The organism is Bifidobacterium sp. ESL0800, from assembly GCF_029395355.1.
In the GTDB taxonomy this organism is placed as follows: Bacteria; Actinomycetota; Actinomycetes; order Actinomycetales; family Bifidobacteriaceae; genus Bifidobacterium.
Genome location: NZ_CP113913.1, coordinates 1,360,038 through 1,373,128 on the forward strand (window position 1 = coordinate 1,360,038; position 13,091 = coordinate 1,373,128).

11 protein-coding genes are annotated in these 13,091 nt (G+C 59.4%); all 11 read right to left on the minus strand.

Annotated elements, in window-relative coordinates; translation table 11 throughout:
- Positions 1-179: 179 nt before the first annotated feature.
- Positions 180-2,090 carry a 2-isopropylmalate synthase gene (leuA, locus tag OZX75_RS05405; protein ID WP_277145651.1) on the minus strand — a complete coding sequence of 637 codons (1,911 nt, stop codon included), beginning with the start codon at positions 2,088-2,090 and terminating at the stop codon, positions 180-182.
- A gap of 377 nt (positions 2,091-2,467) precedes the next feature.
- On the minus strand, positions 2,468-3,088 hold the full coding sequence (locus OZX75_RS05410) for a DUF5701 family protein (RefSeq protein ID WP_277145652.1): 621 nt from the start codon (positions 3,086-3,088) through the stop codon (positions 2,468-2,470).
- Between the two features lie 425 nt (positions 3,089-3,513).
- The gene (locus OZX75_RS05415) at positions 3,514-4,584 is read right to left on the minus strand and encodes an aspartate-semialdehyde dehydrogenase (RefSeq protein ID WP_277145653.1); all 1,071 of its coding nucleotides are present in this window, start codon (positions 4,582-4,584) and stop codon (positions 3,514-3,516) included.
- 368 nt (positions 4,585-4,952) lie between these two features.
- Positions 4,953-5,495 (minus strand): ACT domain-containing protein, encoded by a 543-nt coding sequence (locus tag OZX75_RS05420; protein WP_277147443.1) that lies wholly within the window; start codon positions 5,493-5,495, stop codon positions 4,953-4,955.
- 174 nt (positions 5,496-5,669) lie between these two features.
- The gene (locus tag OZX75_RS05425) at positions 5,670-6,434 is read right to left on the minus strand and encodes an aspartate kinase (RefSeq protein WP_277147445.1); all 765 of its coding nucleotides are present in this window, start codon (positions 6,432-6,434) and stop codon (positions 5,670-5,672) included.
- A gap of 271 nt (positions 6,435-6,705) precedes the next feature.
- Positions 6,706-7,308 (minus strand): recombination mediator RecR, encoded by a 603-nt coding sequence (recR, locus tag OZX75_RS05430; RefSeq protein WP_277145654.1) that lies wholly within the window; start codon positions 7,306-7,308, stop codon positions 6,706-6,708.
- Positions 7,309-7,315: 7 nt separating this feature from the next.
- On the minus strand, positions 7,316-10,351 hold the full coding sequence (dnaX, locus tag OZX75_RS05435; protein ID WP_277145655.1) for a DNA polymerase III subunit gamma/tau: 3,036 nt from the start codon (positions 10,349-10,351) through the stop codon (positions 7,316-7,318).
- Positions 10,352-10,556: 205 nt separating this feature from the next.
- Complete coding sequence (locus OZX75_RS08650; RefSeq protein WP_525930231.1) at positions 10,557-11,201, minus strand: Rv3654c family TadE-like protein; 645 nt, start codon at positions 11,199-11,201, stop codon at positions 10,557-10,559.
- Complete coding sequence (locus OZX75_RS05445; RefSeq protein WP_348519482.1) at positions 11,201-11,668, minus strand: TadE family type IV pilus minor pilin; 468 nt, start codon at positions 11,666-11,668, stop codon at positions 11,201-11,203. Before OZX75_RS05445 ends, OZX75_RS08650 begins: the two co-directional genes overlap by 1 nt.
- 134 nt (positions 11,669-11,802) lie before the next feature.
- Positions 11,803-12,090: a DUF4244 domain-containing protein gene (locus OZX75_RS05450; RefSeq protein ID WP_348519483.1), complete on the minus strand. Its 288-nt coding sequence runs from the start codon at positions 12,088-12,090 to the stop codon at positions 11,803-11,805.
- 218 nt (positions 12,091-12,308) lie between these two features.
- A complete protein-coding gene (locus OZX75_RS05455; protein WP_525930282.1) occupies positions 12,309-12,818 on the minus strand; it encodes a hypothetical protein in 510 nt (169 codons plus the stop codon).
- Between the last annotated feature and the right edge of the window lie 273 nt (positions 12,819-13,091).

The following is a 13,091-nucleotide window of genomic DNA, read 5'->3' on the forward strand; positions in this document are numbered from 1 at the left end:
AAGCAGCCACAACAAGAAACCAAACAAATCGGATTCCGCCGAATAAACCAAAAGCGGGCTTGCCTATGGAAAGCAAGCCCGCTTTTGGTATCCCTCGATATCTATTGCTTGATATCTATTGCTTGATATCTATTGATATCTCTTGATACCTATTGATAACTCTTGGATTGTATGGAACCCTAGCGTATCGAACGGTTGATCGCGGAGATGACCGCCTTCAGCGAGCTGGTGGTAATCGACGAATCGATGCCGACGCCCCAGATGATTTTGGCATTGGCCTCGCCACCGATCTGGCACTCGACGTACGAGGCGGCCATCGCGTCGGTGCCGGCGGTCATCGCGTGCTCGGCGTAATCCATGACGCTGACTGAAATGGCGATGGACGAAAGCGCGTTGAGGAAGGCGTCAAGCGGGCCGTTGCCGGCGCCACTGACCTCGCGCTCGATCGGGTCGGCGCCCGGCTCGGCACCGCGGTCCAAGAGCTTGGCCTTCAACACGGTGTCGGAACCGTCCGCGCCCGAGGAAACCGAGACGTTCAAGAGCTTCAGGCGGCCCCACGATTGCAGATCGTCGTCGCCATTGTCGCCCACGGCCTCGCCGATCGCGAACGCGCCGTTTTCCTCGACCGGAAGGTACTCGTCCTTGAAGAGCCTCCAGATATCGTCGTCCTTGACCTCTTTGTCGGTCTTGTCGGCGTAGTCCTGCACGACCTTCTCGAATTCGATCTGCAGGCGCTTCGGGAGGTCGAGGTTGTGGTTGGTCTTGAGCAAGTAGGCCATGCCGCCCTTGCCGGACTGCGAATTGACGCGGATGATGGCCTTGTAGCTGCGGCCGATGTCCTTGGGGTCGATGGGCAGGTAGGGTACGAGCCAGACGAAATCGTCGAGGTTCGCCCCGCGCTCTTCGGCCACGGCCTGACGGGCCTCGAGCCCCTTCTTGATGGCGTCCTGATGGGAGCCGGAGAAGGCGGTGAACACGAAGCTGCCGGCGTAGGGATGACGCTCGGAGATGGTGAGCTGGTTGCAGTATTCGACGGTCTTGCGAATCTTCGGAACATCCGAATAATCGATCTGCGGATCAACACCTTGCGTGAGCATGTTGAGGCCCAGCGTCACCAGATCGACGTTGCCGGTACGTTCGCCGTTGCCCAAGAGGCATCCTTCGACGCGGTCGGCCCCGGCGAGCACAGCCAGTTCCGCAGCGGCCACGCCCATGCCCTCGTCGTTGTGCGGATGCAGCGAAAGCACGATGGAATCGCGGTCTTTGAGGTTGCGGGAGACATACTCGACCTCGTCGGCGAAGACGTTCGGCGTGGTCATCTCGACGGTGGCCGGCAGGTTGATGATCATCTTGTGCTCCGGCGTCGGCTTGATGACGTCGATGACGGCGTTGCACACCTCGACGGCGTAATCCGGCTCGGTGCCGGTGAACGATTCCGGCGAATACTCATAATACAAATCCGTGTCGTCGGCCGCCCCTTCGAGGTCCTTGCACAGTTCGGCCGCATCGGTCGCCAGCTTCTTGATGCCCGCCTTGTCCTTGCGGAAGACGACCTCGCGCTGAAGGACGGAAACGGAATTGTAGAAATGCACGACGGCTCTTTTGGCACCGCGCAGACATTCGTAGGTCTTGCGGATCAGATGTTCGCGGGCCTGGGTCAGCACGACGATGGTGACATCATCGGGGATGAGCTCGCGTTCGATCAGCAGACGCACGAAATCGTAATCCGTGTCGGAAGCCGAGGGGAAACCGACTTCGATCTCTTTGAAGCCCATCGAAATCAGGAGGTTCCAGAAACGCAGCTTGCGCTCGGAATCCATCGGGTTGACCAGCGCCTGATTGCCATCGCGCAGATCGACCGAGCACCAGCGCGGGGCGCGGCGCAGTTTTTTAGTCGGCCAGGTGCGTTCGGGGTAATCGAACGGAACCTGCTTGTCGTAGGCCACATACTTCGTATACGGCATTTTGCTGGGCTTCTGCGGTTCTCCTACGAAACGCCGGGGAGGCAGCAGCAGGTCATTGTTACCTCCATTGGATTGTGTGGCAACCGCCGCGAGATCAAATACCGATGATGCTTGATCCTGACCCATCACTCCTCCTTTTCTTTTTTGTTGCGTACCGCACGTTGCGACACGACTACAACGAGATGCCGTCACCGTGATGATGACGGATATAAAGACTTACTATAGCCGCAACCAAGGCAGGCGGCACAACTGTTTCGGGATGCGACATCTTTGTGTCCCAAAAGTCCGAAACCCCTCCCGAATCGACATCTTTCAGCTATGTTGGTGCCACCAACCCCCATCAAAAACGCCACTTTTCACATCAATCTCGCTCAAACGGCCATCTTGGTGCACCAAGATGGCGAAAAATAGCACTTTCGACACCAAATCACCCAAAAACAGGGGACTTGGTGGCACCAACATCAATCAAAAAGGGACTTTTGATGTTGATGAGGGGTGACGGATCAGTGGAACAGGGAGATGCCGCGACGCGCCTGGCAGTAGGCGTTGCCGAGCCACGTGTGACGGGAGGTGGGCCAGACCGAGCCCAGACGCGGGGCGTTCTGACTCATCCAGATGCTCGGCACGCGGCCGTCGGCGCTGCGGGAGCCGAGCAGGTTGAAGCCGTTTTTCTTCACCAGCCAATCGGGATGCTGGGTGGCGATGGCGAGGCCCTCTTCAAGGGTCAGCGGCATACGCTCGTCGGAATCGATGAGCTTGCGGGCCACGTCCGGCTCGCGGTTGACGTAGGCGGTGCCGGTATGCGGATCGACCACCAGATAGAACGGGCCTTCCGGCGGCTCGAAACCCGCCTGCGGCAGAAAACTGGCGACGTCGCGCGGGGGCATGGTGGTGAAGCCGGCCATGCGATTGATGCTGGTTCGGGCGATCAACGATTCGGGGCTGACCAACTCGTGGGTAGGCACAAGAAGGATGTTCTCGCCCAAGTCGCTGTCTTTCAGCGCGTCGATCAACGGCCGCGCGAGCGCACGGAACGCCGCCGCGCTCATATCCGCGACGTCGGGATAGCCCAACGCCACGATGCGATCCAGTTGTTTCTGCGCTTCTTTTGATGCCTTCGACATACCCCCAGTATGCCACGCGACCGGTATGTCAGGCGCAACAGATACACGCCGAAGCACTCATCATGCGATTACGACTGCTTCTGCGGTACCTATGCAGAGATACTCACACTTTTGCACCATATTCTGTGATTATCTCCGCATACTCATAGCCCCTGCAAAGATAATCACAGTTTCAGGCCCTTTTTTATGATTAAAAATGCACCCATGCAAAGATAATCACACATTTGGGCACATTTTCGTGATTATCTCTGTAGCTGGCGAACTTCAGTCAGTAGGCTCGTTCACCTCACTGCCCAAGTTGCGCTAAAAAACAAGATTCTGAACCGTTTTCGCTGATTTTCATCGCATCGCCAAATGACGTTGCGATGAAAATCAGCGATTTGAAGTTCTTTCGACGATTTTCACCGCATTAACGACGCGACGAGTCATGCGCCGAAGTGCTTGCGTGCCACGATCTCGGCGAGCTCGACGGCGTTCAGGGCGGCGCCCTTGCGCAGGTTGTCGTTGGCGATGAAGAACGCCAGTCCCTTCTTGCCGTCGACGGCCTGGTCCTGGCGGATGCGGCCGACGAAACTCGGGTCCTTGCCGGCGGCCAGCTGCGGGGTGGGGATGTCGGCAAGCTCGACGCCCGGCGCGTCCTTCAGCACCTCGCGGGCCATGTCGGGGGTGACGTCGCGCTCGAATTCGGCGTTGACCGACATGCCGTGCGCGGTGAAAACGCCGACGCGCACGCAGGTGCAGGAGGCGGCGAGGTCGGGCAAGTGCAGAATCTTGCGGCTTTCGTTACGCAACTTCTGCTCCTCGTCGGTCTCCTCGCTGCCGTCGTCGACGATGGCGCCGATGAACGGCACGGCGTTGAAGGCAATGGTGCGCACGACCTTGGTAGGCTTGGGGAAATCGATGGCGGAACCGTCGAAGACGAGCTTGTCGGCACCTTGGTCGACGGCGGCCTTGGCTTCGTTCATCAACTGCTCGACGCCTGCGCGTCCGGCTCCCGAAACCGCCTGATAAGAGCTGACAATCAGCCGCTTCAGGCCGAAGTGGGTATCGAGTGCCTTCAGCACCGGAATGCAGGCCATGGTGGTGCAGTTCGGGTTCGCGACAATGCGACGGGGAATGTCGTCAAGATCGTCGGGATTGGCCTCGGCCACCACCAGCGGCACGTCGTCGTGCATACGCCATTGCGAGGAATTGTCGATGACATAGGCGCCGGCCTCGGCGAATTTCGGCGCCCAGACCTTCGAAGTGCCACCGCCGGCGGAGAAGATCGCGATATCGATGCCCTTGAGATCGGCGTTGGCCACGTCCTCGACCACGATGCTGCGGTCGCGCCATTTGAGCACGGTGCCCGCCGAGTGTGAGGAAGCCAGGAAACGCAGATTATCAATGGGGAAATTCCGCTCGTCAAGCACGCGACGCATGACCATGCCGACCTGTCCGGTGGCCCCCAGCACCGCTACGTTGACCTTGCGCTGTTCTCCGTTAGATTCAGTCATCTGTTTCCTCCCCTTTGGCGGCCGTTCACTCGTGGCTTCCGCAGCCGCAACCTCATGAGACATCCATCGCTCCAAAGTGAAACACTGCGGGGCGCTACGTGCCACATCATAGCGCAAGGTACTGCGCGGGGACGGCTGCACGCGGCTTTATGAGACATGACAGAAGCGGATACCCGATTACGCAAATGGACGGTGATTGATCACCGACACCGCCGATCATCGAACCACTCGTATCCAACCCCGTTATCGGCCATATCCACGTTATGCCCGGGCGCATCGCATCTGGCTGGTTGGCCAATACGATGCGCCCATATCTTTTCAAGTCAATGACTTCACCGAACGATATGACAGCCAGCGATGCACGGCGTTCAGCGGCCGGTGCCGCCGTAGACCACCGCTTCCACCTGATCGGCGTCGAGGCCGTACGCTGTGTGCAACGCGCGCACCGCGTCGTCGAGCTGGTCGAGCGGGACGAGGGCGGCGATGCGGATCTCGGAGGTCGAGATCATCATCACGTTGATATGCTTGGCGCTCAGGGATTCGAAGAACTTGGCGGCGAGACCGGAATGGGTTTTCATGCCCACGCCCACCACCGCGACCTTGCCGACCTCGGAATCGACGAAATAGGAACCGTAACCGAGCTCGGCCTTTTTGCCGTCGAGCGCTTTCTCCACCGTTTTCACCGTGGCATCGGGCACAGTGAAGGAGATGTCGGCCTTGCCCGTCGAAGCTCCTGCCTGCACGATCATGTCGACGTTGATGCCGCTTTTGGCCAGTTCGGTAAACACGCGTGCGGCCATGCCGGGCTCGTCGGGAACACCGCGCACCGTCACGAGGGATTCGGTGCGGTCGTGCGCAACGCCGGAAATCACCGGGGTCTCGGGGCCGAGATCCGGGAAGATGTCGCCCATCGATTTATTGTCGGTTTCGCCGGTTTCGCCGGTTTTGCCTTGATCGCTCAAATTCACGCCCTCGTCTTTCGTATTGTCACTGCTCATTGTGTTTCCTTTGCTCTCTTGCCGTTGAAGTTCATATCCATATATTTTCTTGATGAATCCGTGCTAACCGGCCCATTCTCGGATTGTTTAATCCAGATTCGGCAATTTGCGCGCATCGACACCCTCCGGCACCACCAACGTACCCATCCGGTGCGAGAACGAGCTGCGCACATGCAACGGCATATTGAAACGCTGGGCGTATTCGACGCAACGCAAGGCGAGGACCTTCGAACCGCAGGAGGCCATTTCGAGGATGGCATCGTAGCCGATGGAGGGGATGCGCCGCGCGCTGGGAACGATACGCGGGTCCGCGGTGAAGATGCCGTCCACGTCGGTGTAGATCTCGCAGATATCGGCACCCATTGCCACTGCGAGCGCCACCGCCGAGGTATCGGAACCGCCACGGCCCAACGTGGTGTAATCGCCATCGGCGTTGATGCCTTGGAATCCGGCGACAATGGCGATCTTGCCATCGTCGACGACATGGGCCACGCGCTCGGGTTTCACGGATTTGATATGTGCCGCTCCGAAACGGGCGTCGGTCATGAAGCCAGCCTGCGAACCGGTGAAGGAGTAGGCGCGCTCGCCGTCGGCGTGGATAGCCATCGCCAGAAGGCTCATCGAGATGCGCTCGCCAGCGGTCATCAGCATGTCCATCTCGCGGGCGGGAGGATTGGAATCGATGCTCATCGCCTGGTCAATCAGGTCGTCGGTGGTGTCCCCCATCGCCGAAACGACGACGGCGACGTTGTTGCCCTTACGTTTTGTCTCCACGATTCTTTTGGCGACGCGCTTGATGGACTCGGCGTCGGCCACGGAGGACCCGCCGTATTTCTGCACGATCAGCGCCACAATTCTCCCCTTGTTCTCTCCGGCAGATGCATCTGAAAAATGCATGCCGCCACATCTCGACATCGACCAACAAAAGGCATGACACAAGAAAAGTGCGACGTAACCCGTTCTTATGGCCGACTTTTGACAGTAATGATTGAATTATAGGCCAGTCTCCCGCCCGACTGGGCCGCTTATCACCATACGGGCATACGATGCGAGCGCTCAGGCTTTTCTCAATGCCAAGGCAAGCCCGATGAACAGTTTCCTTCAATGCTTTCGAAGGCAGCGCTCAGGCTTCCTGGCGGCCCTCCAAGGCACGGCCCAGCGTGATTTCATCCGCGTATTCCAAGTCACTACCAACTGGCAAACCGCTGGCAAGACGCGTGACCTTGAGACCGAGCGGAGAAAGCAAGCGGCTGAGATAAGTCACCGTGGCTTCCCCTTCGATATTGGGGTCCAGCGCCAGAATGATCTCTTTGACCTCGTCGGTTTTAAGCCTGTCAAGCAGCTTGGGAATGGCCAGGTCGCCTGGGCCGACGTTGGCCATCGGGTTGATGGCGCCGCCCAGCACATGATAGACGCCGTGGAACTCGCGGGTGCGCTCGATGCTCATCACGTCTTTCGGCTCCTCGACCACGCAGATGATGGAATGGTCGCGGCGCGGATCCGAGCAGACCGGGCACGGGCTCGTCTCGCACACATTGCCGCAAATCTCGCAGAAGCGCACCTTCTCCTTGACCTCACGGATGGCGTCGGCGAGGTCCTGAGCCTCCTCGTCACTGGCCGAAAGCAGATAGAAAGCTATGCGCTGGGCACCCTTGGGACCGATGCCCGGCAGGCGCGCGAAACCATCGATAAGACGCTGTATCGCGCCGTCATAAGCCAATGCCATCTACTTGCTACCTCTCCTCTTCGGGATGCTTTTCCGCCGGTTTGATGTTCTTGGGATTCTTCGGATCGTCCGCCTTGAAGGTCTCGACCTTCTTGACATCGAACAGCTTGGAAAGCTCATCCAGCCCCACGGCCGTGACATCACCCAACGACTGGTCGCTCATCGAATAGTCATCGTCCTCGGCCGCTACCCGTGGACGCTGATCGGCGTCTTCGGCCGAGTCATCGGCATATTGGAACCGTGCGGCCACGTCTCCCCTGTCATCGGGATTAGCGGCGGGGCTGCCGTTCGGGGCAGCGGACCGTGATCGAGAATTATTCGATTCCGCAGCTATCGGCTTCCTCCCAGCATCTATACCGTCCGGTGAGGCATAGGAGCCGTTGGCGGATGAATCCGGCGGCCTCGTCTGCCAATTGTCGGGACCGGAAGCGGATGTCGCGTTGCGCGCCGCACCTGTGTCTCCCGACTGCCGGCCTGCAGAATCACCGTCGGTTCCGGCTGCGCCGGAGCTGGAACCGGCTGCAGCCTGATCGGACGAAGGCGTGGCCCATGGGTCGATGCCGTCGCTCAGATCAGGCACCGCGACATGCTTCTTGTGATGCTCGACAGCCTGATTCGCCGATCCTTCGACGGGCGCAGGCCGGCCTGTAGCGTTGCCATCGAACTGTTGCGAGGCGTTGCCGCCGGAAGTCGCCGCCGCTTGTCGTCCTCCGGTTGAATTCGTTGCTGTACCGTTGCCAGAGCCCGGCGCCGGCAGCGGATTCATCCACGGATCGTAATCGTCGTCCATCGGATTTTGCGATCCTGGGCTCATGGCCATCGGGTTCGCAAGGTTCTGCGCATCATGTTCCCGGTTCGTTGCGGGTACACCTGCTCCTGCGGCATCACCTTGCGATGAACCGTTTCCGGGTTTCGTGTCAGTACTATCGGCTCGACTTACGGTCTCGCCGTCCCTGCCGTTCCCGCCTACCGGATAAGCGGCTCGATGGGAGGAATCATCGGATTCGCCGGCGGCATCGGCTTGCGCCTTCTTCTGCTCCTTGGGAGCCGAGGCGCTATGCCCGCTCTGCCCGGCGGCCATACCCAGCCCTCCGGTCGCAGAGACCTTGGCAAGCGCGATATCACGCTTGACCTTGGCAAGTTCTTCGGGCTTCATACGCTTGGTGGAAACGACTTTTTCACCGTTCGCGGCCACCCCGGTCGGAGCGATCATCGTGTGAGGCCCAAAGACGGAGCGCACCCCGGCGAGCACCACGTTGGCGGCCTTCTGACCGTTGTGTTCGGCATCGGAGGCAAGCGCCAAAGCGAAGGCATGCTGGCTCAAGGGGCAATCAAAGGTCATCGACAGGCGAGACTTGCCGGCATCGTTTCTCGCCAACGAAACCGTGGGCACCTTGTCGTGCGCGACATACCCACGCACATCCTCCGGCAATGACTTGAGCACGATATCCCATCGTTGCTCGACGGTGGCATTCGGATCGACGTTCACCTGTACCGTCGCGGCCTTCTGATCGCCTTGCTGTCGTTCAGGGTTGGAACCGGCTGCGTTGGTTGCTGCATTGGGATCAGAAGAATGCCGATCTGGTTGCATTCCACCGTTCGCATTACCTTGCCATCCGTGAGGTTCACCGATACCGGCCGACGCAGATACAGATGCGGTGCCTGTGCCCGCAACCGGCGAATCGGGATTATTGCCAACCTGCTGAGTCCGTGAAGCGTTATGCTGCTCCGGAGCTTGGGAAGCGGCTGCCGGGCCGGCACCTGCCTGACGATTGTTTTGCCGCTGGTTCGCAGCGTTTCTGCTCGAACCGATGAAGCCACCACGGCTCTGCGGCGCATTGTTGCCTTGCCGGGACTCGTTGTTGGCGGCAGCAGGCCGTGATGAGCCCGTACTCGCGGCACCGGTTCCGGCTTGGACCGCACTCGGCGCAAAACCGTTCTCGCGGCCGGCCAGCAGTTTCGCGGCCAAGAGTTCCAGACGCATACGAGGGGAAATCGCACCGGTCATATTGCCCAAGGTGTCGTTGATGGTCTCGGCCATCGCCGTAAGGGTCGAAAGCCCCAACGCTTTGGACTGGCGGTGCAAATCGCTCATGTCCTCGACCGCAGAGTCGTCGCTCAGCACGTTTTCGGCTTTCTCACCACCGAGGGTGAGCACGAGCAAATCACGGACACGCGAGAGCAGATCCTCTACGAACCGTCTGGGTTCGAAGCCGCCTACCACGACCTTTTCAACCACGCCGTAAAGTCTCTCGCCGTCCTTGTCGATAACGGCGTCAATCGCCTCGCCGATAAGTTCGTCGGGGGTAAACCCAAGCAGAGCCACCGCGGAATCGTATGACACCTCGTTGTCTACGGCTCCGGCCATCAGCTGATCGAGCACGGAAAGCGTGTCTCGCACCGAACCGCCGCCGGCCCGCATGGTGAGCTTCAGCACACCTGGTTCCAGATCGATCTTCTCCTTGTCGCACACCTCCTCCAGATACGGCCCCATGACCTCCGGAGGCACCAGACGGAACGGGTAATGATGGGTACGCGAACGAATCGTCGAGATTACCTTGTCCGGCTCCGTGGTGGCGAAAATGAACATGACGTGTTCCGGCGGCTCCTCCACGATCTTCAACAGGGCGTTGAACCCCTGCTGGGTGACCATGTGGGCCTCGTCGAGGATGAAGATCTTGTATCGATCGCGAGCCGGGGCGAAAGCGGCGCGTTCACGCAGCTCACGCGCGTCCTCAACGCCGTTGTGGCTGGCGGCATCGATCTCGACCACGTCGATCGAACCGGGGCCGCCGGTAGCCAGGTCCTTGCAGCTTTCGCATTCGCCGCATGGATGCGAGGTCGGGCCCTTGGCACAATTGATGCACCGGGCCAGGATTCGCGCGGAACTGGTCTTGCCGCAGCCGCGCGGCCCGCTGAAGAGATAGGCATGGGTGAGCTTGCCTTCATCCAATGCCCGGGAAAGCGGGACGGTGACCTGATCCTGCCCTATGATGCCGTCAAATGTGTCTGGCCGATACCGTCGATACAATGCAAGTGCCATAGTTCTAACCTACCTTCACCCGACTATTTTTCACCATGCCTCAGCGGCGAAATCACTCGTTTCCCCATCACATCGCTTCAGCGCTGCGCCCACCTGACAGAATCGGCTTCACGGCTTTCACGCCCTGACGTTCAGGCATTGACACCATGGCACCGGCACATGAAATGGTGACCCGGCTGTGAACGAATGCGATTGCGCGGTGTTCTTACGAACATTCTACCGGCCCGGCACGAGCCATACGGGAGACCAACGGGGCGAACGGAACTGCCGTTTTCACCCCGACCTTGACGGTGACATCTTCCTCATTCACCTTGCATGTAATGAGGGAGGACTTGTTCAACGTCGAGGCCAGTCTGGCTTTGAGGCACGGGTCGAAATCACCATCCCGTGCGGACGCCGCTCCGGCGATGGCGGCCTGGTCGGCGGCGGACCGGGCCTGAGAGACACAGACCAGCAGGTTGCCGCCCAAGGCGATCGCCGACAGAAGAATCGCCGTGACGGCAATCAGCATGACCCCGTTGATGGTTCCGGAGCCTTCATCACGTACATGAAGAATCCGAGATCGAGGGTGTTCAACAGAATCAGATGAACCGGCAGAAGCATATGAACCGGCAGAAGCAGCCAAACAATCCGAATCAACCGAATCAGTCGAACCCGCCGAAATACCCGAACCCGCCGGACTAACCGCACTCACCAAACCAGTGGAGATAGTTGAATTCGTCGAGCCGGCAGAACCGACACACCACGATCGCGTTGATGCTTGGCGGCGACGCTCCTGGTCTTGTATCGAAACAATTGAATCGATGCATTTGGCCCTTTCTCGGTCGAGACGACTTTTCTGCCGGCCCATTATTGCATCACTCCAGTCGCCTTGCCGACCACGGCCATCGGCAAAACGTGCATGGGATCGGGCACGACGCGGCAACTCACCGTCACGTTGACCTGCTTGAACCCTCGCGATATGGAGACACTGGCATCACCGCCGGCGGCATCTCGCGCAGCCAAACGGGCTTCGGAGTCGCTGTTGGATACCACTGCCACCCGAGCGGCTGCAGAAGCGGCGTCCTGACAGTTCATCTCCACCGTGACCGCCCGGGCCAGCATCATCAACAGCACCGCCATCGCCATCACCGCCGGAAGCACCACGGCAAATTCAGCGGTGACGGCACCCTCGTCGTTCCCCCGTTCCGGCCAATGAGCGCAACGGCCGGAACGACGATGCCGGTTGCCTGCCACGCGAGCGCGCAACTTCTGCGACAGGCGACGTGCGTAAGCCAATGGAGAGCGACCGGCTGCACCAGTTGTACTGGCCGCCATTGGCGTGCGGCACCTATCCTGCCGATCAATCAATCCTTGCGATTGCATCTTCTGAAGTGTCATCGTGCTCTGCCTCCTGCCCGCAACCCGCATCGTCCGTTTCCGTCGTTTCCTTACCGATGATCCGAGAAAACTCAGACCACCTTGAGCGCCTTCTTGACCAACGCCATCAGCAGCGTCTTTACGGCACCGGATTTGAGCAAAGCCACCAGCACCGCCGCAAACCCCGTGGCGGCGACAAGAACCACCGCATATTCCGCCGTCGCCGCGCCCTCGTCGGGTTGCGCCATCGCAGTGCGGAAACGGGCATCGAGCAGACACAGCTGCCCCTTGACCTGCCTTGAACGCTCGGACAAGCGGGAAGCAAAACCCGTGACGGCACCGGTTCCGGTTTGATCCATCGTCATCAATTCCTTAGCCATGATTACTCCTTTGATTTCTTCGAAATTTGGCATCGCAGCCGCTGCGGTTGCGACACTCCTAGTCTGACAGAAGTTCCTCGTTTACCGAGGGGATTTCGGGCACTGTGGTCGGATGCTCGGGGTTATGCACATTCCGGGCGTGTCGCGCTTTTCATCCACAAAAAATGTGCATCGAATGTGGAATCGAAGAAAAGTTGTCAACATCAACCGATATCGGCTCAGCGCCCGATGAAGGAACCTATGGCGGGAACGATGCCGATGAGCATGAATGACGGCAGAAAACAAAGACCCGTGGGCAAAAGAAGCCTGACCGAAAGTCTCTGGGCGGATTGCTCGATGGAGGCACGAGCCCTGGCATCCAGCTGCTCGACGGCGCTTTCCAACGGACCGACGGGAGAAACGCCACGAGTCCACGTGCTTTTCAGGGCATCGTCAATGACGGTTAACGCTTCTAGGGCGGCAGCGACCTCATCCGAAGCCGAATCATCGTCGCCATTCTGCCGTTTCCGGGCATTCTTGGCCGTCGAACCTGATTCTTGCCCGTTACCTTCTCCGCTCTTTTGACAGGCCAGAGAAGCCGCGAACCATGCGTCCTCCCAGCTGAACCCGAGCATCAAGGAACGCGAGGCCCGGCAAAGTCCGTCTCCCAGCGTTCCGCCTACAATCGAGCCGATGACCTCGAGGGCATGGGGAATCGACGAACCTTCGCGCATGGCCACCGCCATCATCTCCAAAATAACCCCTAGTGACGGACGGGCCGCAAAACCTGCGCTCAAAGCCTTCAATTGCCGTGAAAGCATCCGCGCAGGCGGGTTCCATAAAATCCATGCGACAGCCGCCAAACACCCTGAAACAAGTGCATTCATTGCCACCGACCTTTGCTTTTGCGATATGTTTCGGATCGTGGTTTCATGACTCTCGCGGCTTTGCATTCAATCCGCTATCCAACACGGCTTCCGCGTCAACCCCCACGTCAAATGCGGCCTTTACCACGACCCTCT